This is a genomic window from Bradyrhizobium sp. 956_D2_N1_4 (genome assembly GCF_052076025.1).
Taxonomy (GTDB): Bacteria; Pseudomonadota; Alphaproteobacteria; order Rhizobiales; family Xanthobacteraceae; genus Bradyrhizobium; species Bradyrhizobium barranii.
This window is the reverse complement of the sequence record NZ_CP197237.1, coordinates 746,953-772,033: the sequence shown is the minus strand read 5'-3', so window position 1 is coordinate 772,033 and position 25,081 is coordinate 746,953. Positions and strand designations below refer to the sequence as shown.

Sequence of the window (25,081 nt, the reverse complement as noted above, 5' to 3'; positions counted from 1 at the left end):
CAAGGCGCTGATTTTGCGTCGAATTTCATTAATTCTGTTGTCCATGGCTTGTTAGAACAAAATAAGAACATATAGTCAAGTGACGATTTGAGAACGGAGAGGCCAGATGCAGGTTCAGGGTAAATACGACGCCAGGGTTTTCCTCACGGAGCAGATGACGAGAGCGCAGGGGCTGAGGCTGAAGCGTCTGAGCGAGGAAGCCTATCAGCCCACTCAATACGATCGGGCTCTGTCCTCCACTGAGGCTGCGCGCCGCATTCGAGCGCTGGAAGACGAGATCGAGTTGGCGAACTCCTTCTGAGGAACGCGGCCAGCGCATTTGGAACGTAGGGTCAGTGATGCGGTTCTTTCCCGGGCCAAGGGAGAGAGTTGATGGCACGCAAGGCAAAGAAACGCCGCTACTCACGCAGCGCCAGCAGTGATGTCGAGCGCGAGATGCGCGGTTATAAGAAGGGCACCGCGAAAAGCGGCCCCGGCGGTCGTGGCGGACGCGTGAAGAGTCGCAAGCAGGCGATCGCAATCGGCCTGTCGGAAGCGCGCGCGAAGGGCAAGAAAGTCCCGAAGAAGGCGTCGAAGCGGAAAACGTCCAAGAAGAAGACAGCCAAGAAGACGGCCAGGAAGACGACCAAGACAACGAAGAAGACCTCGAAGCGCAAATCCAGCAAGCGGTAACGCCCACCCGCGTCAGATCATGCTGCCCGGCATGAAGCAGCGGATCGAAATCCCGAACGCAGTCTTCACCGGCCATACCATGGTGTGGCCAGCCCGGTTTGGCTCGGTGATGACGGCCTCATCAGGCACATCCACCCACTGCCCGTCGAGCCGCACGCGATAGTGCCCATCGTGCGATTCCCAATCGGGGTCGGATACAGCAAAGCCATCTGCATCCGAGCAGCAGGGCCCAAGATGGCTGCGCAAGCTGTCGAACCAGGGTTTCAGGGGCGAGTTGGCGTAGCGGCCATCGTCGCGCCCCAGGGCGCTTCCGGTCGTCAGGACAAGCGGCGCCACAAGCAGCGCACACCTCAGCGAGAGCTTCAATCGATCCATGTCGGCACCGATCAAATGCGAACCACCGGTTCCACAAGAAGGCCGGGCGTTCGAAGTTCCACTCCTGCAATTCGCCTGGGCGTCTTCATTGACGCCAAAGCCCAACACGTGATTCCGAACTGTGACGAGCGAACGCGGCTTTTTCGGACGAACCCGTCATCAACGCTGCCGTTAACGAGAATGTTATCGGCACCTGTGGGAATCTTCCAGACGCGCACGAAAAAGGCGGCCCGCAGGCCGCCTTTTGAGTTTGCCGCGGGAAGCGCGAGGCTTAGGCCAGCGGCACCGCGACGAACCGCGTCGCTTCCTGGCTCTTCACCTGCAACAGCACGCTGTTCTTGCCGGACGATTTGGCCTGCGCCAGCTCGGAGCGGACGTCACCGACATTGGCAACGGCCTTGCCACCGACATTGAGAATGACGTCGCCGGTCTGGATGCCGCGCTGCGCGGCGGGTCCCTGCGGATCGACCTCGGTCACGACCACGCCCTTTTGGCCCGCGCCCTGGACGTCGCCTGCCGGCGCCAGGCTGAGACCGAGGCGCGGCGTGCCGGTGTTCGGCTGCGCCTTGCCCTCGCCGGCCTTGACCTGCCGCTCGTTCGGCAACTCGCCGAGGGCGAGTGTCACCGTCTTGCTCGCGCCTTTGTGGAAGACGTCGAGCTTCACGGACGTGCCCGGCGCCAGGGTGGCAATGGTGCGGGCGAGATCGCGGGAGTCCTTGATCGCGGTACCGTTGACGGCGGTGATGACGTCGCCCGCCTCGATGCCGGCCTTCGCCGCGGGGCTGCCGTCCTGCGGATTGTCCACGATCGCGCCGCGCGCCTCCTTGAGGCCGAGGCTGTCGGCGATCTCGGCGCTCACCGGTTGCACCTGCACACCGAGCCAGCCGCGGGTGACCGAGCCCTTGTCCTTCAGCTGCGCGACGACGAGCTTCGCGGTCGAAGCCGGAATGTCGAAGCCGATACCGACCGAACCGCCGGAGGGTGAGAAGATCGCGGTGTTCACGCCGATCACGTTGCCGTTCATGTCGAAGGCCGGACCGCCGGAATTACCCTTGTTGATCGGCGCGTCGATCTGGATGAAGTCGTCATAGGGACCGTTGCCGATGTCGCGACCATTGGCCGAGACGATGCCGGCGGTCACGGTGCCACCGAGGCCGAAGGGGTTGCCGACCGCGACCACCCAGTCGCCGATGCGCGGCTTCTGGTCGGAGAATTTGACGAACGGAAAGTCCCTCTTGCCATCGACCTTGATCAGCGCGAGATCGGTCTTCGGATCGGTGCCTACCACCTTCGCGGTGTAGCTCGTGCCGTCATCCATGGTCACCTGTACCGACTCGGCGTGATCGACGACGTGGTTGTTGGTCACGGCATAGCCGTCGGCGGAGATGAAGAAGCCGGAACCCTCGCCCGTGATCATCTGGTGGCGCTGGCGCGGCATGCCGTTCATGCCACCCGGGCCGCGGAAGCCGAACTGCCGCGAAAACTGGTCGAACGGCGAATCCTCGTCCGAATCCATCCGGTTCTGTTGCAGCATCGCGCTCTTGTCATTGTCCTGGTCGATCCTGACCCGCACCGAGATGACGGCGGGTTTGACCTTGCTGACGAGATCGCCGAAGCCCGGCGGCGTCGCGGCGGCTTCCGCCGCCTGGGCCGGCCCGATGAAGGAATTCAGACCGAACTGCGAAGAGGCGGGAGAGGCAGCGAGCACGGCCACGCCAAGCGCGGCCACGGTGCCCAGCAGCGCAAGCCGGCGCGGCTTCAAGATCTTGCGGGACGTGGTGGTGTCGGAATTGACGTGATCGTTCATGTCGAAATGTCCATGTTGGGTAAGTCGCCTTGCAACCAACATGGACATCGTCACCTTACGGCGTCCCGTCCGTCCGATTAAATCTTGGCAAAGGTGCCGCGAAAATCAGGGCTGCACATTTGATGCGGCTCAACGCAGGCCCCGTGCGCCGTGATAGACTGCGGCCACTGGATGATGTCCACCGGAGGCGCGCCATGTACAAAGACATTCTCGTCCACATCCCGACCGAGCGCCCGATGAGCGCGGTGATCGACGGCTCGATCTCGCTCGCGGCGAGACTCAACGCACACGTCGACGCGGTCGCCGTCGGGTACGTCGCGAGCAGCACTGCCTATGTCCTGGATGGCGGTGCCGCCGTAGCGGCGGTGTTCGAGATGGAGCGCGAGCGCGCGGTGGAGCGTGCCGAGGCCGCGTTGGCGATATTTCGGAGCGAAGCCACGAACGCCGGCATCTCCTGCACCTGCCACCCGCTCGGCGCAATCCCCGCGGACGCAGCCGGCTCGCTCGGCGAGATGGCGCGGCTCCACGATCTCAGCATCGTGCTGCAGCCCGATCCGGCGCAAGGCTCATTCGACAATGATATGCCCGGCGAGATCCTGTTCCAGGCGGGCGGACCGGCGCTGTTCCTGCCCTACACCTTTCGTGGGTCATTCAGGGCGAACCGGATCGGCATCTGCTGGGATGGCAGCCGCCTCGCCGCTCGCGCGATGCGCGACGCCGCTCCCTTCCTGGCCCGCGCCGAGGAGATCGTGATCATCACGATCAACGAAGCCGACGCGGTTCCCGACGAGGTCTCAGCAAGCCATCTGGCAAGACACCTCGGCCGGCGCGGATTGTCGACCCGCACCGTCAGCCTGTCGGCGGCGCGCTCCGACATCCAGCCGACCATCCTGTCGCTGGCCGCCGACGAGAGCCTCGATCTCCTGGTCATGGGCGGCTACGGCCACTCGCGGTTGCAGGAACGCTTCCTCGGCGGCGTCACCCGCGCCATGCTGGAAGCCATGACGGTCCCGACGCTGATGTCGCATTGATCGAGAGATGATCCGCAACGGACCGACGCGCTCACGCCGCGGCGGGGGTCTCAAATGGCGCGGTGGCGATGGCGTCGTCCTCGGGTTGCGCATTGCACGCGTCGAAATGCGCCTTCAGCGCAATCTCGGCGAGGTATTCGAAATGTTCGGCTTGCCCAAGGAGTTGCCAGTTCTGGAGCGGCCGATAGGCCGCCTGCTGACGACAGAGAGACGCCAGCGCCCGGTAGCGACGTACGTTCTCCATGAGACCCTCCCTCGCATTCACTGAGCTTATTGCCCTGATTTACGTCAGGCCGATGGCGGTTATGCAAAACATTTACTGCGTGCGAGGCGCCCCGCGCAACCTGGGTTAACGTCTGGGAAACGCGCAGGCCTCCATTGGTTCCTATCGGAGAACCCCACGTGGAACTCATTGGCCAGGCGTAGCGCTGGCGCGCGACGGAGATGCCGATCAGATCAAGATACCGTTCGATCGATTCCGGCCACCCGATGAGATTGCCCTGCATTTCTGCGCAGAACTCTAGCGCGAGGAAGGCCCGCTGCGCCGTGCAGCGTGCCCTGTAGAACCTCGGACGGAATGGCACGCCATGGTACAACCAGTGCGACGCCGGCTCTGCCACGCCGGTATGCCGTATTCTACCGGGTGAGCGCGGTCTCGCCGGCCCGGATCGTCTGCGCCGAACCATGTTGCAGCTTCGGAACCCTGCCGGCCTCCGCAGCAGCGCGGATGGCGGCGATGTTGCCCGCATAATCGGCGCTGCTCTTGCCGCGGAACACGGCCGATCCTGCCACGAGGGTGTCGGCGCCCGCGGCAGCCACAGCGGCGGCATTGTCGCGCGTGATGCCGCCATCGACCTCGAGCCGGATCGGCCGGTCGCCGATCATGCTTCGAATGCGCCTGATCTTCTCGATCTGGGAGTCGAGGAAGGACTGGCCGCCGAAGCCGGGATTGACCGTCATCACCAGCACGAGGTCGAGACGATCAAGCACGTATTCGATCGCGGCTTCCGGTGTAGCCGGACACAGGCTGACGCCAGCCTTCTTGCCGAGCGCACGGATGGCCTGGAGCGAGCGGTCCAGATGCGGGCCGGCTTCGGCATGAACCGTGATGACGTCGGCGCCTGCCTTTGCGAACGCCTCCAGATAGGGATCAACAGGCGCGATCATCAGATGCACGTCAAAGATCTTCGCCGTCGCCGGCCGGATCGCCTTGATGACGTCGGCGCCATAGCTGATGTTCGGCACGAAATGTCCGTCCATGACGTCGCAGTGGATCCAGTCGGCGCCGGCAGCATCAATAGCCCTGATCTCCTCGCCGAGGCGCGCGAAATCGGCGGCCAGGATCGAAGGCGCGATGAGGATTTCTCCCGTCATGACTTCGCACTCCTCTGCGCGTCCGCACCACCGCTGAAAACGCGGCTCGCAAGGACATCCGTCGGATCGATCGTTTCGAGATCGGCGACATCGAGCATGCGGTCGAGATCGGAGACGAGGCGATCGGCCTGGCGGAGGCGGATACGATCGACCGCGTTGCGGATCGAGCGCGCGTTGGAGAAGAAGGGCTGGGTCCGGCGCAGTGCGATGTATTTTTCGAAGGCCCCGCGCGCCGCCGCCGAGAAGCGGTATCCACGCTCCTTCAGCATCAGCTCGGCGATGACGAGAAGCTCGGCTTCCGCATAGTCCGGGAAGTCGATGTGATGGGCGATGCGCGAACGGAAGCCCGGGTTGGAGGCGAAGAAGCTCGTCATCCGCTCGCCATAGCCGGCGAGGATCACGACGAGGTCCTCGCGCTGGTTCTCCATCACCTGGAGCAGGATCTCGATCGCCTCCTGGCCGTAATCGCGCTCGTTGTCAGGCCGGTGCAGATAATAGGCCTCGTCGATGAACAACACGCCGCCCATCGCCTTCTTCAATATCTCCTTCGTCTTCGGCGCGGTATGGCCGATATACTGGCCAACGAGATCGTCGCGCGTCACCGAGATCACCTGCCCGCGCCGCACGAAACCGAGGCCGTGCAGGATCTTTGCCATGCGCAGCGCCACCGTGGTCTTGCCCGTGCCCGGATTACCGGTGAACGACATGTGCAGTGTCGGGGGCGACGATGCCAGTCCCGCACGCTGGCGGATGCGCTCGATCAGCAGCAGTGACGCGATCTGACGCACGCGGTTCTTGACCGGCCGGAGGCCGATCAGCTCCTGCTCGAGCTGTTGCAGCGTGTCAGTGATTCCGGCCGCCTCGGCCTCCTTGCGGAGATCGAAGCTGGTCTCGCTGGTTTCAGCGGTCGTCGCATGAGGGACATCAAGCATCGGCACCTCGAAGAAAAGAGCTTCGCCGCGGGGGGAGCGGCGAAGCAGTGGTCCGCCAAGGAAACGGAGCAGGGAGTGCTCCGCGCGGAGAGGAATGACTAGGTCGACGCGTGCGCGGCCGGCCGGCGCACGGTGGTGTAGCGGATCGCACGTCCGCCGACCTCCTGCCGCACCAGGTCGAACTCGGCTTCCTGCGGCGGGCGGTTGACGAGGAACGAGATCCGCACCGATTCCCAGCCATGGCTGGAGTCGAATCCACTGATGCGGATGTAGCGGTCGCCGTAGACCCTGCGGCACTCGGCGAGCTCCATCATCACGCCGGCGGCGTCCTGGAGGTCGAACATCGGCAGGCCCCACATCTCCCAATAGGTGTTGCGGGGATGCGGATCGTCGGTGAACTCGATATTCACCGCCCAGCCATTGGCGAGGCAATATTGCAACTGCTTCGTGATCTGGTCGTCGGTCAGATCAGGCAGGAACGAGAAGCAGCCCTGGGTCAGTTTCATATCTCATCTCCTCAAACGGTTTCCAACGCGGTCGGCACGAAGTCCGGCGTGTCGGTGGATTGATAGTTGAAGCTGACGTCCTTCCAGACCTCGAGCGCAGCCTTCAGCGGCGTGCAGGTCTCTGCCGCCCTGGCCAGGATCTCTGGACCTTCATGGACGTAGTCGCGCCCCTCGTTGCGGGCGAGGATCATCGCTTCGAGCGCCACGCGGTTGGCGATCGCGCCAGCCGCAATGCCCATGGGATGGCCGATGGTGCCGCCGCCGAATTGCAGCACGACGTCCTCGCCAAGGAGATCGAGCAGCTGGTGCATCTGGCCGGCATGGATGCCGCCGGAGGCGACTGGCATCATCTTGTTCAGGCTCGCCCAGTGCTGGTCGAAGAACAGGCCGTGCTCGAGCTTGGTCGGGTTGAAGTCTTCGCGGCAGACGTCGTAATAGCCGCGCGTGGTATTGGGATCGCCCTCGAGCTTGCCGACCACCGTGCCGGCGTGGATGTGGTCGACGCCGGCGAGCCGCATCCACTTCGCGATGACGCGGAACGACACGCCGTGGCTCTTCTGCCGCGTATAGGTCGAGTGACCGGCGCGATGCAGATGCAGGATCATGTCGTTGCGCCGTGCCCATTTCGCCATGGACTGGATCGCGGTGTAGCCGATCACGAGATCGATCATGACGATGCACGACCCGAGCTCTTTCGCGAACTCTGCGCGCTCGTACATGTCCTCCATCGTCCCCGCGGTGATGTTTAGGTAGGTGCCCTTCACCTCGCCGGACGCCGCCTGCGCGCGATTCACGGCCTCCATGCAATAGAGGAAGCGGTCACGCCAATGCATGAAGGGCTGCGAGTTGATGTTCTCGTCGTCCTTGGTGAAGTCGAGCCCGCCCTTGAGCGCCTCGTAAACCACGCGGCCATAGTTGCGCCCGGACAAGCCGAGCTTCGGCTTCACCGTCGCGCCCAGCAACGGCCGGCCGAACTTGTCGAGCCGCTCACGCTCGACCACGATGCCGGTCGCCGGCCCCTGGAACGTCTTCACATAGGCGACCGGGAAGCGCATGTCCTCCAGACGCAGCGCCTTCAGCGGCTTGAAGCCGAACACGTTGCCGATGATCGAGGCCGACAGGTTGGCGATCGAGCCGGGCTCGAACAGGTCGAGGTCATAGGCGATGTAGGCGAAGTACGAGCCCGGCGTGCCGGGCACCGGATCGACACGGTAGCACTTGGCGCGATACTTCTCCGCAGCGGTCAGGCGATCGGTCCACACCACCGTCCAGGTCGCGGTCGAGGATTCGCCGGCAACCGCCGCTGACGCCTCGATGGGGTCCACGCCCTCCTGCGGCGTCACGCGGAACAGCGCGATGACATCGGTGTCCTTCGGCGTGTAGTCGGGCTCCCAATAGCCCATGCGCGCGTATTCCATCGTGCCCGATCGATAGCGCTCTTTGCCCCGGACGGTTCCTGCGTGTGCATTCATGGCTCTCTCCTGCTCTTCTCTCTCTGAATGATTAGGCGGCGACCGACTCGCGGGCGCCGATGCGCGGATCGAGCTCGCCGGCGCGATAGCGCCGCGCCATCTCGCTCAAGGGAATGACCTTGATCTTGCTGGCGTGGCCCGCGGTGCCGAACTGCTCGAAGCGATCGCGGCAGAGCTCGCGCATCGCATCCATCGCAGGCTTGAGGAATTTGCGCGGATCGAACTCGGAGCGCGTTTGCGCGGCGACCTTGCGGAACACCGCGGTCATCGCCAGGCGACAGTCGGTGTCGATGTTGACCTTTCGTACGCCGCTCTTGATGCCGCGGACGATCTCCTCGACCGGCACGCCCCAGGTCTGCGGCATCTCGCCGCCGAACTGGTTGAACATGTCCTGGAGCGGCTGCGGCACCGAAGAGGAGCCGTGCATCACGAGATGCGTGTTCGGCAGGCGGCGGTGAATCTCCTCGACAACCCGCATCGCCAGGATGTCGCCATCAGGCTTGCGGCTGAACTTGTAGGCGCCGTGAGACGTGCCCATCGCGATCGCGAGCGCATCGACCTTGGTGGCGCGGACGAAGTCGACGGCCTGGTCGGGATCGGTGAGGAGCTGGTCGTGGCTGACCTTGCCCTCGACGCCGTGGCCGTCCTCCTGCTCGCCGCCACCATGCTCGAGCGAGCCGAGCACGCCGAGCTCGCCTTCGACGGAGGCGCCCACCCAATGCGCGAGATCGACGACGCGGCGGGTGATGTCGACATTGTAGTCGTAATCGGCGGCGGTCTTGGCGTCGGCCTTGAGCGAGCCGTCCATCATGACCGAGGTGAAGCCGTGGGCGATGGCGGAGGCGCAGGTCGCCTCGTCATTGCCGTGGTCCTGGTGCATGCAGAGCGGAATGTCCGGATAGGTCCGCTCCAGCGCGTCGATCATGTGCGAGAGCATGAGATCGCCGGCATAGCTGCGCGCGCCGCGCGAGGCCTGGATGATCACGGGCGCATCGACCTCGGCCGCGGCCTGCATGATCGCAATACCCTGCTCCATGTTGTTGATGTTGAACGCCGGCACCGCGTAGCCGTGGTTGGCGGCGTGATCGAGCAGCTGACGAAGGGTGATACGGGCCACGAAGATTCCTCCTGTTATGGCTTGCCGGCGCGGGTGATCGCCCGCCGGGCGGCTTCGGCAATGCTTTGCGGCGTGATGCCGAATTCGCGGTAGAGCACGGGCGCCGGCGCAGAGGCGCCGAAGCCCCGCATGCCGACGAACTCGCCGTCAGTGCCGATCCAGCGATGCCAATCGCCGACTACGGCGGCCTCGATGCCGACGCGCGGGGCGGTGCCGAGCACACAGGCGCGGTAGTCCTCCGGCTGTTCCTCGAACAGCGCGAAGCAGGGCGCGGAGACCACGGCGGCGCGGATGTGTTCCGTCGCGAGCAGGCGAGCGGCTTCCAGCGCGATCGAGACTTCGGAGCCGGTCGCCATCAACGTGACGTCGCGACCGCCGTCCGGCGAGACGATGAGGTAGGCGCCGCGCGCGACACGGTTCCTGCCGCGCACGTCGCTGCGGAATGTCGGCAGCGCCTGACGCGACAGACACAGCACGGAGGGGCGATCTTCCGCCTCAAGCGCGCAGTCCCAGGCTTCGAGCGTCTCGACCGCGTCGGCGGGGCGGAACACCAGAAGATTCGGGATGACGCGCAGCGCCGCGAGATGCTCGACGGGCTGATGCGTGGGACCGTCCTCGCCAAGACCGATGGAGTCGTGGGTCATCACATGGATGACGCGCAGCCGCATCAACGCCGCAAGACGGATCGCCGGCCGGCTGTAGTCGGAGAAGGCGAGAAAGGTGCCGCCATAGGGGATGAATCCGCCATGCAACGCGAGGCCATTCATCGCGGCGGCCATGCCGTGCTCGCGAATTCCGTAGTGGATGTAGCCGCCGGCGAACGCACCACGCGCCACCGGAGTCTGCGCTTTGGCATGCGTGAGGTTCGAATGCGTCAGGTCCGCCGAGCCGCCGACCAGTCCGGGAATTGTCCCGGCAATGCCGTCGAGCACCTGTTGCGAGGCTTGCCGCGTCGCCAGCTTCGGACGCTCGCTGGCAAAGCGCTCGCGCAATTTCGCCGAGGCCTGGGCATAGGCCTCCGGCAGGGCAACGGCCTTGCCCTCGATGAACAGCTCACGCTGCGCGGCCGTCGCGCCTTCGTAGCGGTCGAGCCAGGCAAGACGCTCGACCTGCCCGCGCTGTCCGATCATCCGCCATGCCTTGAGGATCGGGATCGGTACCACGAAGGGCTGGTAGTCCCAGCCGAGCGTCCGGCGCGCCGCTGCCGTCTGCTCAGTGCCGAGCGGCGCGCCATGCGCCTTCTCGGTGCCCTGGCGGTCCGGCGCGCCATAACCGATGATGGTGCGGCAGGCGATCAGCGACGGTTTTGTGCTCTCACGCTCTTCGGCAATCGCTTGCGCAACCGCTTCGGAGTCGTGGCCGTCGACATGGCGGACCGACCAGCCGGACGCCGCAAAGCGCGCGAGCTGATCATCGGAAGTGGCCAGCGAGGTCGGCCCGTCGATGGAGATGCCGTTGTCGTCGAACAGCACGATCAACCGGCCGAGCTGGAGATGACCGGCGAGCGAGATCGCCTCCTGGCTGATGCCTTCCATCAGGCAGCCGTCGCCCGCGATCACATAGGTGAAGTGATCGACCAGGCCGTCGCCGTGCCGTGCATTGGCCATGCGCTCGGCGAGCGCCATGCCGACCGCGGTCGCGATCCCCTGCCCCAGCGGGCCGGTCGTGGTCTCGACACCCGGCGTGTGGCCGTATTCCGGATGGCCCGGCGTCTTCGAGCCCCACTGCCGGAACGCCTTGATGTCGTCCAGGCTGACGTCGCCGCCGGTGAGATGCAGCAGCGCATAGAGCAGCATTGAACCGTGCCCCGCCGACAGCACGAAGCGGTCGCGATCCGGCCAGTTGGGGTGCGCGGAGTCGAACTTGAGGAACCGCGAGAACAGCACGGTCGCGACATCGGCCATGCCCATGGGCAGACCGGGATGGCCGGACTGCGAGGTCTCGATCGCGTCGACCGCGAGGAAGCGGACGGCATTGGCGAGATCGTTGTGTGTGACTGCCGTGATGTCGGCTTCAGCGTGGACGGAGATGTTCATCGAATTCTCTCCCTGTTCACTTCAGATTTCGCTTGCGCTCGATCAACTGCATGATCAGCGGCGTCAGGATCAGCTGCATCGCCAGATCGAGCTTCGCGCCGGGACACACGATGGAGTTCGCGCGGGACATCCAGCTGTGGGGAAGCATCGACAGCAGATAGGGAAAGTCGATGCCGCGCGGATTCTTGAAGCGGATCACGACCATCGATTCGTCCGGCGTCGGGATCCAGCGCGCGATGAACGGATTGGAGGTGTCCACCGTCGGCACGCGCTGGAAGTTGATGTCGGTCTCGGTGAATTGCGGGCAGATGTAGTGGATGTAGTCGGGCATCCGCCGCAGGATGGTGTCGGTGACGGCCTCGGTCGAATAGCCGCGGGCGCTGCGGTCGCGGTGCAGCTTCTGGATCCATTCGAGATTGATGACCGGCACGACGCCGATCTTGAGATCGGCGTAGCGCGCGACATTGACCTTGTCGGTGACGACGGCGCCGTGCAGGCCCTCGTAGAACAACAGGTCCGAGTTTTCCGGCAGCCGCTCCCACTCGGTGAAGGTCCCGGGCGCCGTACCGTGCAGTGCGGACTCCTCGGCATCATGGACATAGTGCCGCGTCGTCGCGGTGCCGGTCTCGCCATAGTCGCGGAAGGCACGCTCCAGCTCCTCGAACAGGTTGGTCTCGGGGCTGAAATGGCTGAAATGCTTGTTGCCGCGTTCGGCCTCCTGCGCCATCTGCGTGCGCATCTCGGCACGATCATAGCGATGGAAGGCGTCGCCCTCGATGTAGACGGCGTTGACCTTCTCGCGGAAGAAGATCTGCTCGAACGTCTTCTTGACCGAGGTGGTGCCGGCGCCGGAGGAGCCGGTGATGGAGATGATCGGATGCTTCCTGGACATGGGTCGCCTCGCTCACAGCCGGAAGAAGCCGCGCCGCGCGAACAGCGGTGCGGAGATGCTGGCGACCAGCAGCGGATCGCAATGCAGTTCCTCGACGCGCTGCACCTCGTTGCTCGAGCCCATGATCAGCGGCACGCGCTGGTGCAGGCTCTGCGCCGATAGCTCGAGGATGCGCTCGCGCCCGGTCGTGGCGGAGCCGCCGGCCTGTTCGATGATCATGGCCATCGGGTGCGCCTCGTAGGTGAGGCGCAGGCGGCCGTCGCCATAGCCGGGGCGCGCGTCCGAGGGATAGAGGAACACGCCGCCGCGGGTGAGGATTCGGTAGGCCTCCGCAACCAGCGAACCGATCCAGCGCATGTTGAAATTGTGGTTGGCGGGCCCTTCGACGCCGGCAAGACATTCGTCGACGAAGGCGCGGACCGGCGTATCCCAGTGGCGGCGGTTCGACGCATTGATCGCGAATTCTTCGCACGTCTCGGAGATCTGCACGGCGTTGCGCGCGAGGCGGAAGCAGCCCGCCCTGCGGTCGAGCGTGAAGATGTCGACGCCGTCGCCGAGCGTGAGCACCAGTGAGGTCTGCGGCCCATAGGTGACGAACCCCGCAGCAAGCTGCGCCGAGCCGCGCTGATGGAAGGCGAGAGCCAGGTCATCCGGGGCAGGCAGGATCGAGAAGATCGTGCCGACGGTCATGTTGATGTCGATGTTGGAGGAGCCGTCGAGCGGATCGATCGCGACGCAGATTTTTGCCTCGCGGTCGCCGATTTGCGGCTCGCGCATCTCCTCCGACGCGAGCGCTGCGATCGGCAGTCTGCTGAGACAGCGGCGCAGGATCGCATCCGCCTGGACGTCGAGATCGCGCTGGAGATCGCCGTCGCTGTTGCGGCCCGTGGTCAGGCCCGATGCGTCCGCGAGATCGCCGGTGGCAATGAGGTCGGCGATCTCGATCGCCGCCGCTGCGATGGCGTCGACTGCGGCTGCCACTGCCAGCGCATGCGGCGCCGTCTCGGAATACCGTTGAAGGTGGTCGTCCAACCTGAGTTGCCCGGTCATCTGCGTCCATCCCCTTGCGGGCGCCGCATCCAGTTCCCTCCCCGCTGGAGGTCGGTGCGGTCGGTCCTAACGCGAGGAGATTGACAGGGGCGGCTTAATAAGGAAAATTTCTATTCATAATGAGCGCCAAAGAATTTTCTTATAATGGCCCCGGCCATGCGGCGGCCCAGCTCCGGCATCTGACGATCCGGCAGCTGCGCTCGCTTGCGGCGCTCTCGGCGAAGGGCAGCGTCACCGCGGCCTCGAGCCAGCTCGGCCTGACCCAGCCTGCCGTCACCCAGCAGCTCCGGCAGCTCCAGGACCTCGCCGGCCTGCCGCTGGTGCAGCGGACCGGCGACGGCATGCTGCTGACGGAGGCAGGCAAGGAGGTGCTGGCGCTCGCCGAACGCGTCGAGGCCGCGATCATGGACTGCCAGGGCGCGCTCGATCTGCTCGCTGGACGGACCGGCGGCACGGTGCATCTCGGCGCGGTCTCGACCGCGAAATATTTCGTGCCGCATGCGATCGCGGCGTTCTCGAAGCGGCATCCGAAGATCGAGATCAAGCTCACGATCGGCAATCGCGAGGAGATCCGCGAGGCCATGCACGGCTACGATCTCGATTTCGCCGTGATGGGTCGGCCACCGGCCGACGTCAGCGTCGACGTGCGTCAGCTCGGGCGCAATCCGCACATCATCGTCGCGCGCAAGGGACACTGGCTGGGGAAGGATTCCGGCCTCAACCTGACCGACCTCGTGCACGAGACCTTCCTCACCCGCGAGCCGGGATCAGGGACGCGCACGCTGATGGAAGGCATGTTCCAGAGATCGGATCTCGAGCCGATCATCGGCATGGAGATGAGCAGCAACGAGACCATCAAGCAGGCCGTCATCGCCGGGCTCGGCATCGCCTTCATCTCGGCCCACACGGTGGCGCATGAGCTCGCCGAAGGTCGTCTCATCGTGCTCGATGTCGCGGGCCTTCCGATCGTCCGGCAATGGTACGTGATCCGCCGCAGCGACAAGGTGCTGCTGCCACCGGCGCAGGCGATGTTCGATTTCCTCGGCTCCGAGGGCTCGAACTATTTGCCCGACGTGCCCGAGTTCGGCGGACAATAGCCCGCCGATACTCACCCCATCAGCTTCATCGCGATCGTCGCGGCCAGAACGACGATGATCTGGAGCAGACGCTCCGTCGTGAAGATGCGGTTGAAGGTGGTCATCGCTTGGCCCGGCCGACGCAGGAGATCTCGATCGGCCTGTTGCTAGCACACGCGGGCGCCGAGATAACTCCGTAGTCGCCACGGATCCTGCCGGCGCGCCGAAACATGTGACCGCCTGGAACCCGACAAGTTTCGAACGATTCAAATCATCCTGCGCGGAATGGCCGCACGGTCACTTTGTTCATGCACACAGTGACTTCGCGTGCACGGATGCTCCTTGCCCCGCATCCGGCCGTGCAATGGGGAATCCGGGCGAGTTTTGAAAGAGTCAGGGAGGGCGCGATGAGCCACATCGCCGCCGCGGGAGAGCTTTTGTCTGCCGCAAGCTACATGTCCAAGCGCAATTTTTCGGGTATCGGAGGCGTGTTGACCGCGCTGATGACGTCAGCTGCGTTCTTCGCAAGTCCGCAGGCCTTTGCGCAATCCACGCCCGCACAAGGCGTGACGATTCCATCCGTCACCGTGACCGCGCCGGAAGCACAGCGCCGTACCAATCCCGCTTCGGCCGTACGCCGGTCGAGCGGCACGCGGAGCCGCCGGACGCAAACGGCACGGCGGCCGGGGACGACCGCCGCGCCACAGCCCTTCATGCCATCGCAGGACGCGCGCACCGGCACCGTCGGCTATTTCGCCAACAGCACCTCCGTCGCCACCAAGTCGAACACGCCGATCGTCAACATCCCGCAATCGCTTTCCGTCATCACCCAGCAGCAGATCCGCGACCAGAATTATCAGGGCTTGACCGATGTCACGCGCTACGTCCCGAGCGTCGCCGTCCACCAGGGCGAAGGCAATCGCGACGAGCTCGTCATCCGCGGCGTCGATTCCAGCGCCAACTTCTTCGTCAACGGCTTTCGTGACGACGTGCAATATTTCCGCGACCTGTACAACGCGCAAAGCATCGAGGTGCTGAAGGGCCCGAGCGCCCTGACCTTCGGCCGCGGCGCCGGCGGCGGCGTGCTCAACCGCACCCTCAAGGAGGCCGATGGCACCCGCATCTACCAGGCGACGGGGCAGACGGGCTCGTGGGGCGACCGGCGCGTCACGCTCGACGCGGGCCAAGCCGTCAACGACAACGTGGCAGCCCGGCTGAACGTGTTCTACGAGGGCAGCGATGCGTTCCGCGACTTCAACCATCTCGAACGCTACGGCATCAACCCGACCGTTACGCTGAAGCCCGACGACTTCACCAAGATCAAGCTGTCCTACGAATATTACCACGACGGCCGCACCGCCGATCGCGGCAATCCCTCGCAGGGCCTTCCCGGCGGCGTCACGCGCTTCAATCCGACGACGCCGTTCGCGCCGAACGGCAATCTCCAGACGTTCTTCGGCAGCCCCAGCCTCAATACCGCGCAAGCCACGGTGCAGACCGGCATGGCGATCATCGAGCACGACTTCCAGAACGGACTGTCGGTGCGCAACGGCACGATGGCGGCCGACTACCAGAAGTTCTACCAGAATGTCTATCCCACCGGCGGGCCGCTCGCCGGTGCCGTCAACGCAGCCGACACCGCGGTCAACCTTGGCGCCTATCAGCACACGACCAACCGCGACAATTTCTTCAACCAGACCGACTTCACCTACAAGGGCTGGACCGGGCCGATCGCGCACACCGTGGGCTTCGGCACCGAGTTCGGCCGCCAAACCGGTGTCGACATCCGCAACACCGGCGTCTTTCCGAACGGTACCAACACGATCGTGCAGAACCCGTTCGCTCCGACCTATTTCGGACCGGTCACCTTCGTCCACCACTTCACCGGCACCAACACCGATGGCGTCACGACACCGGATTCGAACAGTAAATATGCGCTGAACGTCGAGTCCGGCTACCTGCGCGACACCATCGAATTCTCACGCGCGCTCCAGCTCATCGTGGGCACGCGGTTCGACCGCTTCGAGATGTCGGCGCTGGACATGAACACCAACCTCAACCGCAACCGCACCGACAATCTGGTCTCGCCGCAAGCGGCCGTCCTCCTCAAGCCGATGGAGACGATGTCGGTCTACACCGCCTACAGCATCTCCTATTTGCCCGCCTCCGGCGACCAGTTCTCCTCGCTCAACGACGGCACGCTGATCCTGCAGCCGCAGAAGTTCGAGAACACCGAGGTCGGCATGAAGTGGAACATCAATCCGAGGCTGCTGTTCTCGACCGCGATCTACAACCTCAACCGCACCAACCAACCGATCGCGGATGGCAACAATCCCGGCTTCTTCCTGCCCTCCGGCAGCACGCTGACGCGCGGCTTCGAGGCGAGCCTCGTCGGCTACGTCACCGAGCAATGGCAGTCCACGCTCGGTTATGCCTATACCGATGCGAAGATCACCAGCGCGACGTCGGCGACCGTGGTGCCGGGCAATCGCGTGCAGCTCGTGCCGTACAATCAGTTCGCCTGGTGGAACAAGTACCAGTTCACGCCGATGTGGGCGGCCGCGCTCGGCATCATCTATTTCGGCGATTCCTTTGCATCGTCGGATGACACGGTGAGACTGCCGAGCTTCGTGCGCTTCGATGCCGGCGTCTACGCCACGATCGATGCCAACTGGCGGGCGCAGCTCACGGTCGAGAACATCTTCAACCGCGGCTATTGGGCGTCCGCCGACGGCAACAACAACATCTCGCCCGGCCAGGGCCGCACCGTGAGGGTTCAGGCGAGCTACCGGTTCTGACGGCTATGGCGCGAACGTCTGCGTCCCATCGCGTGTCGTTCGCGCCGTTCGTCATGGATACAAAAACCTGTGATGGTTAACGATCAGGCAGCGCGCTGGACGGCGGCGTAATCCGTGCGCGCGGCGAAATAGGCTTCCAGCTCCGACAGCGCCCGCGCTTCCCATTCGCTCGCCTGCTCCAGAAGCGACCAGCTCTGGCCCGGGCGGAATGCAGCGGTCTGGCGATAGAGCGATGCGATGCCGCGATAGCGGCGCACATTCTCAAAGATGGCGTGACCGTTCATGTTCAAAAACTCCCTCGTCATTCCCGGGGGAGAAATTGCGGCCAAATCTTTTTCGAAAAGTTAGCGGCGCGCGCCAAGCTCGCGGATGGTTGCCGGACTGTTGCGCCGGCGCAACGCGCCGCTTCCGCGCGAAGCGGATTTATTGCGAATTCGTTGCCGTGCTCTCGCCCGAGGGCTTCAGTCCACCGCGGCTGATCATTGCCATCGTCTCGCGGCAGAGATCGGCAAGGCCGATCAAGAGCACCGCGAGCAGGCAGAACAGGTTGATGGAATCCGCGCCCGCGCTGGAGAGCGGCATGAACTGGAAGAACGGCGGGATGAACGCCCACCACACCAGCGGAACGGTGAGCAGCGCGGCGAACGCCGCTGCCGGCGCGCCCGCGACGATTCCGAGCACGAACAGGCTGGGCAGGAACGCCGCGAAATAGAGCTTTGCGCCGAGTGCGACGCAGACGCCTTGAAGCGCGGCCGACACGGCGACGACGACAAATCCGAGCAGAAACGCCTGCCACGACCATGGCCGTACTCGCGGTACGCCAACCAGTCCCGCACGCCTCATCAGCCTCCCCCTGCCGCCCGTTAACCGGGCTCGCTTGCGACCAAAGTACTACAGCCGCAGGGAAACCGCGAGACGGAAATCGCACGGTGCTAGGCTACGTATCCAGGGCTTGGTAAACGGCCGCGGGCACGATCGTACCGCTACTCTGTCGCCGCATAGAGCAAGCCGGCGACGGGCAGAGCAAGGCCAATGGCCGACGCCAGCGTCCAGCCGCCTTGCGCGAAGGCCCAGGCGCCGACCGCAGAGCCGGCAGCGCCGGCGGCGAAGAACGTCGCCATATAGAGGCCGTTGAGGCGGCTGCGGTGCTCATGCCCGAGCGCGAAGATGGCGCGGAAGCCGAGCACGACGTTCCCCTGGACACCGATATCGATGGCGATCGCGGCCACGACCAGGCAGGCGAGATTCAGCATCGAGCCGGCCGCGCCGATATAAGTCACCAGGAAGCCGGCGGCCGCGAGCAGCATGGCGACCAGCGTCGCGATGCGGCTATGGCCGCGATCGGCGAGCCGTCCCGCGATCGGGGCGGCGAACACGCCGGCGACGCCGGCCAGCGCGAACAGCGCGATGCCGCGCTGGGAGAAGCCGAATTCGCTGGCGAGTTGGAGTGGCGCCACCGTCCAGAACAGGGTGAAGGCACCGAACAGGCTCGCCTGATAGAGCGCGCGGCGCCGGAGCAGCGGCGTGGTCCGGGCCAGATGCGGCATCGACAGCAGCAGCGTGCCGTAATGCATGCGCGCAACCGGCTTGCGCTTCGGCAGCGTCGTCCACAGCGCCGCCGCGAGCACGATCATCAGCGCGGCGGACATGAAGAACACCGCGTGCCATGACAGTGCTGCCGTGACGAAGCTCGACACCGGTCGCGCCAGCATGATGCCCAGCATCAATCCGGTCGAGACATTGCCGACGACGCGGCCGCGAATGGCTTCCGGCGCAAGGTGTGCCGCGTAGGGAATGATGATCTGCACGGCGACCGAGCCGAGGCCGATAAACAGCGCGGCGATCAGGAACGGCAGCGCGTGGGTGGCGAACGCGGCGGCCAGCAGCGCCGCGGCGCCGAGCGTGATGACGGAGCAGATCAGCGCGCGGTTCTCGACGAGGTCGCCGAGCGGCACGATGAAGAGAAGCCCCACGCCGTAGCCGATCTGCGTCATGGTGACGATCAGCCCGGCCGCCGCATGCGAGAGGCCGAGCGCGGCGCTGATCGGCGCGATCAGCGGCTGGGCGTAGTAGATGTTGGCGGCGACCATGCCACAGGCCGCGGCAAGCACGAAGGTCAGTCGTTGCGACACCGCATCCGGCCCGGGTGCGGTCTCGATCGTGGCATTCATCGTCATTCCAACAGACTCCAGATATCGGGAATGATCATTCCCTAATATGACACAAATTCAGGCGAGCAGTTTCATCGCGACGCCGACCAGGCGCTCGCCGTCGAGCGGCAGGCGCGCCTTGCCGACGACGCGCATTCCCTGCGTGATGCAGATCATCAGCCGCGCGGTGTCGTCGGTCGCGACATGGGCGGGAATCGAGCCATCGGCCTGGCCCTCGCGAATGAGGCCGGCGATGAAGGCCTCGTTGGTCTCGAGCTGGGCGTTGACGCGGGCGCGGACGTCCGGATCGAGCGCGGCGAGCTCGACCGCGCCGCCGACCACGATGCAGCCGCGACGGCCCTCGATCCCCTGGGAGTGCTCGACATAGGACAGCAACATATGGCGCAGTCGCTCGCGACCGTCGGCGCCGCGCGCGGCCGCGCTGCGGGTCTGCTCCCGGCGCACCACGGCATAGCGCTCGAAAGCGGCCAGGAACACGGCCTGCTTGTCGCGAAACGCCTTGTAGACGCTGCCGGTGGCAAGCCGCATGGCGGCGGTCAGGTCGCCGATCGAGGTGGCATGATAACCCCGCTCGCAAAATACGCGTACGGCGCGGTCGAGCGCAGTGTCCATGTCGAATTCCCGGGGACGGCCGGGTGGACGAGCAGCAGGCTGGGGACGGCGCGCGGCTTTTTGCATTGCGGGATAATAGGGAATGATTGTTCCCGAATCAAGGCACGTGGCTGTGAATGGGGGTGGATGGAGGGCACGCTCTCTCCCCATCGTCATTGCGAGCGTAGCGACTTGTCCGCCGAAGCTTCAGCGAAGGCGGAAGCAATCCAGAATCCCTCCGCGGAAAGGCTCTGGATTGCTTCGCTGCGCTCGCAATGACGGAGCAAGGGGCATCGGCGTCGTCCTCCAAATACCACTGTCATTCCCCGCGACCCGGCTACGCCAAGGCTTCGCCGGGGCTGAGGTCCAGGGCCGCCGAAGCTTTAGCGTAGGCGGCAAGCGGGGAATCCAGTACGCCGCGGCCTCTCGGCTCAATCACAGCCGTCTCTGGAATGCTGGATCGCCCGGTCAAGCCGGGCGACGACAGCGAGTGCTGCAGACGCACCATCGCCTTCTCGCGGCGCATCTCGCCCGAGCTTTGCTTCGTCGTTCCACCCTCGAAGCCAAGAGGGCGCAGGGAAGGCCGGGTGCTGACCTCGCACCCGCGGTCCGCTGCGCGAAAGGTAGCGCAAGGAAACCGCACAGCAGCATACAGGTGGTGCCGATCACTCGGCCTTCCCTGCGCGATGGTCGGACGGCTTATGCCGTGCTCTCCCGGGAGCCGAGTTCCTTCTGGCCTCCCTCACGCTTGCGAAAGTCACCGACACCGCGCCGGTTGACGCGACTGCCGCATTCGCAAAGCACTTGACCGTAGCAACGACGGCCAGGACCACACGGTTTTGCCGTACGCACGGCCCGCCATTTTGCCGCAGTTTTTCCAGCCCTGTCGACGGAGCCGGAAACTTACAGACGAGACGAACCTGACAGCGCCGCTCATCCGGCACGAAGCTTTGGGCTCACGGAGAGCAATCCGCCCTGCCCGCACTTTTCGCGCCCAACGCTGCCGCGTCCACCGCAACCCGGCTCGCGACAGTGACGACACAAGATCGCCCCTCTTGGTGAGCCGGGATGGGCAGCACATACGCCAATTCCGAATTTCGGTAAAGTGGAATATTCTTGCAAGCGCAGCTTGACACCGGCGCAGATCGGAATGACCCGGTGTTTTGCCCGACGGCCGGGGTCAGCGGGGCGTGACTGGCAGCACGCCTGTGCGAAGTGGCGGCGGCATGCCCCACCGCATCAACACCATCCTGCGTCTGTGTTGCGGACGACCGGCGCAGGATAGTCGGGAAACACGCCGGGCATCGGTGCGAGGTTGCCGACGTATCGGTTGGCGACGCGAAACAGTGCGGCGACGCAGCTTGGTTCGTCGCGATGCTGTAGAGGTTGCACATGCGGTTCGCGGGCTAACGCTTTTTAAAGTCCGTTAGCTTGCGCAGGTAGTAGCCTTGTCGCTGAACGGCGAGCTTAATGTTCTCACTGACGCTCGCTACTTTTTTCTTCTTATGCCATCTGCCTGACGCGTCGGGAAGCGGAATTGGCAAACCATTTCGCACAACCAACAGATCTCGCCTGGTGTTAAGATACACATCGAACATTCTAAGGCCCCCAGCCGATTGTCAGAGTATCGCGGGGAGCAGAAATAGCAAACAACTCCGCCCGGCCTACGATGGACAAGCACGCCGCTACAGATTGCGGTGGATGGCGTGCCGGCACGCCGGCACAACGGAGGCGACGTAGGACCTGTGTCGCGACTTGAGCGGCGGTCATCATGTGTCGTCATCCAGTGGCGGCTCACCTCACTTGTCGGCCATCTCCTGTTAGACCTTGGCAATCTCTGTGCGCACCTCGAACACACACGCTCGATGGCGCGCCGGGTCGCAAGATCGCTACGTCGCGCACCATGCAGGATAGATGCCATCAAAACGGTGCCAGCAATGCCGCTTTTGCCACACTTACCGGTGAGGACCTGATCTTGAAACGTAGGAGAGTACGTCATTCCGCTGACCGATCAGTCGCGAAATTATGTTGGCGAACTGAACGAGAGAAAAAATTGCGAGGAATTCCAAAATCATTTCGAAAAGCCTCCGGGTTCGAAAATTCGCTGTCGTAAAACACGCCCCAGCCCGGAGACCGCAAATCTAAAACTGTTTGTTGCGGCGTAAACGCAAAATGGAACAGTTCAACGAAGAAACAATAAATCAGTTGCCTTTCGGCAACAGCATGAGGAGATTGCAGCGTTCTCGAAAACACGCTGTCATTGCCGCGCCGTGCGCAGCATCGGCTTCACTGCGCGACGATTGCCGCCGCTCGCGCCGCAGGTATCGCAGATAAGCGACGCGGCTCTGATCGAGCGGGAAGCCGTCACCTTACCGCTGGATTACGCCTTCGGCTTCGAGCTTGCCGATGTAGGTCCGGCTGCAATCGAGGTGCTGCGCCAGCGCCGACGCGCTGACGGTCTCGGCGCTTCTGGATCGCGGTCGAGGAACAGGCTTGGCGACGGGCGCGACGGTTTCGGTCATCAGCGTCATTCCTGCTGCATCGCGGCGGGATAGCTCACTTTCGCTTCCGGCGGCAGAGCGGACCATATCCAGATTTGCTGCTGGTCGACCTTGGGCGCGATTGCGCCTAACCGGACCTTGCCATGCGGTCTTGAACTCATTCGTTGACGAGGGCGTGTATTGCCCCGTGACCCAAATCCCTTATGTTTATTCGTAGCAGTGATCGGAGCCGGCCCATGTTTCCGTTAATTGTTGCTGCAATCCTTTATCTCAGCCTCATCTCTGCGTGCGGGCACTATACTGCGAACTATGCCGAACAGAGGGGACGCTCTAGGGCCGCCTGGTTCATCTGGGGCGGATTGTTTTATCCACTCCCCTACATTGCGTTGGCACTCTTACCGCCAGTCCGCCGGGAGACGCCGGTCTAAGTCCGCCTCGCTTGGCGGCTTTTCTTGAGTGTCGCCTTTGGGCCCATCGCGTCATTTCGCTGCAAAGCGCTCGCTGCTCGCTATCGGCGCATAGCGAACGTTCCGGCGTCCCCTGCAACTGCAACCACGCATTTTCTCGCACCAGATATTCTCAATAGGTGCGGTGGCGCGGTCCCCGCGTTTCTTTTTGCCCTCTGAAGAACCCTGACGACCGATTGCGGAGGGACCGCCCATCCTTCGACGGTCGCCGCCAGCCATTGCGGACATCACGTCATCACCACGACACGGTGCGAGCCATCGACGATGCCGCGTTCGGGGCCGACATTCGCTGGCTTTCTGACCCAAAACAACCGTAGGCATGATTCCGAGAACCGTGTAACCTCCCCGCACCGTCACGCTCTTTGCTTGCCGGAAGCTGCTGCCCACAAAACGGAGAAACGCCGAACTCTCCGCTTCTCTTCAAATTGCAGCCTTGGTGCCATTGGCAGGCGCGATCTTCAGAACCAGCCATTCACAGATCACCAGCGTGCGCGTCGCATAGGCGCGCCCGACTGGCGGACACGATCAGATCAAAGAGGGCAAAGTCATGAGCAAAAGCTTATCGCTGCTGCTGGTGCTGTTGTTCGTCACTATCGGCCATGCGCGGGCGGACCCGCTCACTGAGGACATGACGAAACTCAATGCGCAATGGGATGCAGCGATCAACGATCCAAATTTCGATGCCTTGCTGCCAATGTATGCCACCGATGCCAGTCTAATCCCGCCCGGCGCACCGCCCGTTTCGGGTGCGACTGCGATACGCGACTTCTTTGCCAAAAGGGGAACGAGCGTCAGAAATCACAAGCTTGAACTTGTTGAGGTTTTGCCAATGGGGAACTACACATACGTGACCTCCCGCTTCAAAGCTTCCTTGGTCAAAGGCGAGGAAACGACCAAGCTGTCCGGAAGCACCGTTAAGCTTTACGAACACCAGTCCAACGGCGAATGGAAGGTTAAGTCCCACATTTTCGTTCGGGAATAGCCAGCCAAACATTACGAGCCGAATGAGCCGGGATGGGCTACACATACGCCATTTCCGAATTTCGGTAAAGTGGAATATTTGGCGCGATTGGGTTGACAGCAAAGCGAAACACCCGGGCATGCCACCGTCATTCCGGAGCGCGGCGAAGCGGCGAGCTATGATGCGCAATTGCGCATCTGAGATCCCATGTCGCCGCGCAACTGCGGCCCGATGGATTCCGGGCTCGATGCTGCGCATCGCCCCGGAATGACGAAGGGGAGAGTGTCACCCCTTCGGCCGCCCGGCAGGCCTTCGCCCTCAGCCGGCGCGCTGGCACTCTCCTTGCTGCTCGTCCGCCAATCCCTCAGACCCGCAGTGGGTCTGTTTCATAGTGAGGCGATCCTATGCAATCGACGTCCCGTTTCGAAGCGACCATCCCAACACAGCTCCACGTCCTGATCTCCGATCTGCGTTGGCGCACGCAGATGCTCGACGCCGACATTCTGGAGGAAGAGCGGAGGGCCGGGATCTCCGATCCAAACAATCTCGCCTACCCGATGCTCGCGCAGAACCTGAGAGCCCGGCGCGACAATCTCCAGGTGAGCATCGCGATCCTGGAAAGCCGCATTGAAAAGCGATCAACCGGGTGGCCGAGCGCCGCCTGACGCGGATCGTGCCGGGCCCGACTAGGCAACGCGACGGCATCTACAGAAGGGCGCGGGCGATGGGCGATAGCTCTGTCCGCGCCGGTCAACGCGCGGGAACCCGCGTTGCCCTTTTGCAACGGTTCCCCACCGTCTGAAGCCGGACAAAAGAAACTCCCATTCCAGCCACGAACCCCGCTCACAACGCCGTGAGACTAGCAGGGGAACTACGATGCGTGCACAGCGCGTTTGGAAAGTGAATGGGGCCGCCAGCATCGGGCAGCTCCAATCGAGACTGGATGACCTGAACAAACGTCTCGGTCAGCTCGAAAGCCAACATCCGGCGAGCTGGAGGCTCGAAGAACTGAGATCCAGCGCGCTCAGCCTGTCGCGCGAGATCGACGACATCCGCTGCGCCGAGGCGACGGCGGCCTTGAGCGAGCTCTTGCGGAAGTAGAGCGTCGGGCGATTCGAGCGACGCGCGAGGAACCAACCTTCCTCGCCGCTATTGCCATGCAGAGCATGGAGCAAGATCATGACCAGGCACCTGACGCGAGCCCATCTCGCGCGCGGGGTGGCCGGCGCGGTATCCACGCTGGTCCTGTGCG

At 63.9% G+C, this 25,081-nt stretch carries 24 protein-coding genes and 1 pseudogene; 7 read left to right on the top strand and 18 right to left on the bottom strand.

Features of this window, described 5'->3' with window-relative positions; genetic code table 11:
* The first annotated feature begins 106 nt into the window (after window positions 1-106).
* Together AB7535_RS03665 and AB7535_RS03660 are read left to right on the top strand one after the other, a co-directional pair.
* Window positions 107-301: a DUF3072 domain-containing protein gene (locus tag AB7535_RS03665; protein ID WP_028148240.1), complete on the top strand. Its 195-nt coding sequence runs from the start codon at window positions 107-109 to the stop codon at window positions 299-301.
* 71 nt (window positions 302-372) lie between these two features.
* Window positions 373-672: a DUF6496 domain-containing protein gene (locus tag AB7535_RS03660; protein WP_085401315.1), complete on the top strand. Its 300-nt coding sequence runs from the start codon at window positions 373-375 to the stop codon at window positions 670-672.
* Window positions 673-684: 12 nt separating this feature from the next.
* Here AB7535_RS03660 and AB7535_RS03655 read toward each other — a convergent pair whose 3' ends face one another.
* Both AB7535_RS03655 and AB7535_RS03650 read right to left on the bottom strand, forming a co-directional pair.
* A complete protein-coding gene (locus tag AB7535_RS03655; RefSeq protein ID WP_028148242.1) occupies window positions 685-1,047 on the bottom strand; it encodes a hypothetical protein in 363 nt (120 codons plus the stop codon).
* A gap of 271 nt (window positions 1,048-1,318) precedes the next feature.
* Complete coding sequence (locus AB7535_RS03650) at window positions 1,319-2,854, bottom strand: Do family serine endopeptidase (RefSeq protein WP_439037226.1); 1,536 nt, start codon at window positions 2,852-2,854, stop codon at window positions 1,319-1,321.
* A 194-nt stretch (window positions 2,855-3,048) separates the two neighbouring features.
* Here AB7535_RS03650 and AB7535_RS03645 point away from each other — a divergent pair, with 194 nt between their 5' ends.
* The gene (locus AB7535_RS03645; protein ID WP_439037225.1) at window positions 3,049-3,885 is read left to right on the top strand and encodes a universal stress protein; all 837 of its coding nucleotides are present in this window, start codon (window positions 3,049-3,051) and stop codon (window positions 3,883-3,885) included.
* Between the two features lie 31 nt (window positions 3,886-3,916).
* Here the strand turns inward: AB7535_RS03645 and AB7535_RS03640 are convergent, their stop codons facing one another.
* The 9 genes from AB7535_RS03640 to AB7535_RS03600 all read right to left on the bottom strand — a co-directional run bounded on the left by AB7535_RS03640 (window position 3,917) and on the right by AB7535_RS03600 (window position 13,264).
* The gene (locus tag AB7535_RS03640) at window positions 3,917-4,129 is read right to left on the bottom strand and encodes a hypothetical protein (protein ID WP_028148245.1); all 213 of its coding nucleotides are present in this window, start codon (window positions 4,127-4,129) and stop codon (window positions 3,917-3,919) included.
* 392 nt (window positions 4,130-4,521) lie between these two features.
* Entirely contained in the window at window positions 4,522-5,259 is a 738-nt protein-coding gene (rpe, locus tag AB7535_RS03635; RefSeq protein WP_085401317.1) for a ribulose-phosphate 3-epimerase, read from the bottom strand.
* Window positions 5,256-6,191: a CbbX protein gene (gene cbbX / locus AB7535_RS03630; RefSeq protein ID WP_085401318.1), complete on the bottom strand. Its 936-nt coding sequence runs from the start codon at window positions 6,189-6,191 to the stop codon at window positions 5,256-5,258. Before cbbX ends, rpe begins: the two co-directional genes overlap by 4 nt.
* A gap of 98 nt (window positions 6,192-6,289) precedes the next feature.
* Window positions 6,290-6,697 carry a ribulose bisphosphate carboxylase small subunit gene (locus AB7535_RS03625; protein ID WP_085401319.1) on the bottom strand — a complete coding sequence of 136 codons (408 nt, stop codon included), beginning with the start codon at window positions 6,695-6,697 and terminating at the stop codon, window positions 6,290-6,292.
* A gap of 11 nt (window positions 6,698-6,708) precedes the next feature.
* On the bottom strand, window positions 6,709-8,169 hold the full coding sequence (locus AB7535_RS03620) for a form I ribulose bisphosphate carboxylase large subunit (RefSeq protein WP_085401320.1): 1,461 nt from the start codon (window positions 8,167-8,169) through the stop codon (window positions 6,709-6,711).
* A gap of 31 nt (window positions 8,170-8,200) precedes the next feature.
* The gene (gene fba, locus AB7535_RS03615) at window positions 8,201-9,286 is read right to left on the bottom strand and encodes a class II fructose-bisphosphate aldolase (RefSeq protein WP_063984963.1); all 1,086 of its coding nucleotides are present in this window, start codon (window positions 9,284-9,286) and stop codon (window positions 8,201-8,203) included.
* A gap of 14 nt (window positions 9,287-9,300) precedes the next feature.
* Window positions 9,301-11,322 (bottom strand): transketolase, encoded by a 2,022-nt coding sequence (gene tkt / locus AB7535_RS03610; RefSeq protein WP_354113192.1) that lies wholly within the window; start codon window positions 11,320-11,322, stop codon window positions 9,301-9,303.
* Between the two features lie 16 nt (window positions 11,323-11,338).
* Complete coding sequence (locus tag AB7535_RS03605) at window positions 11,339-12,214, bottom strand: phosphoribulokinase (protein ID WP_063984965.1); 876 nt, start codon at window positions 12,212-12,214, stop codon at window positions 11,339-11,341.
* Window positions 12,215-12,226: 12 nt separating this feature from the next.
* Complete coding sequence (locus AB7535_RS03600) at window positions 12,227-13,264, bottom strand: class 1 fructose-bisphosphatase (RefSeq protein WP_085401322.1); 1,038 nt, start codon at window positions 13,262-13,264, stop codon at window positions 12,227-12,229.
* Between the two features lie 119 nt (window positions 13,265-13,383).
* Between AB7535_RS03600 and AB7535_RS03595 the strand changes: the two genes are divergently transcribed.
* A complete protein-coding gene (locus tag AB7535_RS03595) occupies window positions 13,384-14,361 on the top strand; it encodes a LysR family transcriptional regulator (protein WP_028148254.1) in 978 nt (325 codons plus the stop codon).
* Between the two features lie 386 nt (window positions 14,362-14,747).
* Window positions 14,748-17,138, top strand: coding sequence for a TonB-dependent receptor (locus tag AB7535_RS03590; protein WP_085401323.1), 2,391 nt, complete (start codon window positions 14,748-14,750; stop codon window positions 17,136-17,138).
* 83 nt (window positions 17,139-17,221) lie between these two features.
* Here the strand turns inward: AB7535_RS03590 and AB7535_RS03585 are convergent, their stop codons facing one another.
* From AB7535_RS03585 to AB7535_RS03560, 6 genes and pseudogenes are all read right to left on the bottom strand, one after another.
* Complete coding sequence (locus AB7535_RS03585) at window positions 17,222-17,422, bottom strand: hypothetical protein (RefSeq protein WP_244623442.1); 201 nt, start codon at window positions 17,420-17,422, stop codon at window positions 17,222-17,224.
* A gap of 139 nt (window positions 17,423-17,561) precedes the next feature.
* Entirely contained in the window at window positions 17,562-17,981 is a 420-nt protein-coding gene (locus AB7535_RS03580; protein WP_085401324.1) for a DUF4118 domain-containing protein, read from the bottom strand.
* Window positions 17,982-18,121: 140 nt separating this feature from the next.
* Window positions 18,122-19,315, bottom strand: coding sequence for an MFS transporter (locus tag AB7535_RS03575; protein ID WP_085401325.1), 1,194 nt, complete (start codon window positions 19,313-19,315; stop codon window positions 18,122-18,124).
* A 51-nt stretch (window positions 19,316-19,366) separates the two neighbouring features.
* A complete protein-coding gene (locus tag AB7535_RS03570; RefSeq protein ID WP_439037224.1) occupies window positions 19,367-19,987 on the bottom strand; it encodes a TetR/AcrR family transcriptional regulator in 621 nt (206 codons plus the stop codon).
* A gap of 1,102 nt (window positions 19,988-21,089) precedes the next feature.
* Window positions 21,090-21,294, bottom strand: a pseudogene (locus AB7535_RS03565) (SOS response-associated peptidase); the annotation flags it as partial.
* A 975-nt stretch (window positions 21,295-22,269) separates the two neighbouring features.
* Window positions 22,270-22,431: a hypothetical protein gene (locus AB7535_RS03560; protein ID WP_161495712.1), complete on the bottom strand. Its 162-nt coding sequence runs from the start codon at window positions 22,429-22,431 to the stop codon at window positions 22,270-22,272.
* Window positions 22,432-23,415: 984 nt separating this feature from the next.
* On the opposite strand from AB7535_RS03560, the gene AB7535_RS03555 reads away from it, so the two are divergent.
* Window positions 23,416-23,850: a YybH family protein gene (locus AB7535_RS03555; RefSeq protein WP_085398213.1), complete on the top strand. Its 435-nt coding sequence runs from the start codon at window positions 23,416-23,418 to the stop codon at window positions 23,848-23,850.
* A gap of 464 nt (window positions 23,851-24,314) precedes the next feature.
* A complete protein-coding gene (locus tag AB7535_RS03550; protein ID WP_409363863.1) occupies window positions 24,315-24,494 on the top strand; it encodes a hypothetical protein in 180 nt (59 codons plus the stop codon).
* A gap of 300 nt (window positions 24,495-24,794) precedes the next feature.
* Here AB7535_RS03550 and AB7535_RS03545 read toward each other — a convergent pair whose 3' ends face one another.
* The gene (locus AB7535_RS03545; protein ID WP_038945415.1) at window positions 24,795-25,010 is read right to left on the bottom strand and encodes a hypothetical protein; all 216 of its coding nucleotides are present in this window, start codon (window positions 25,008-25,010) and stop codon (window positions 24,795-24,797) included.
* Window positions 25,011-25,081: the final 71 nt, after the last annotated feature.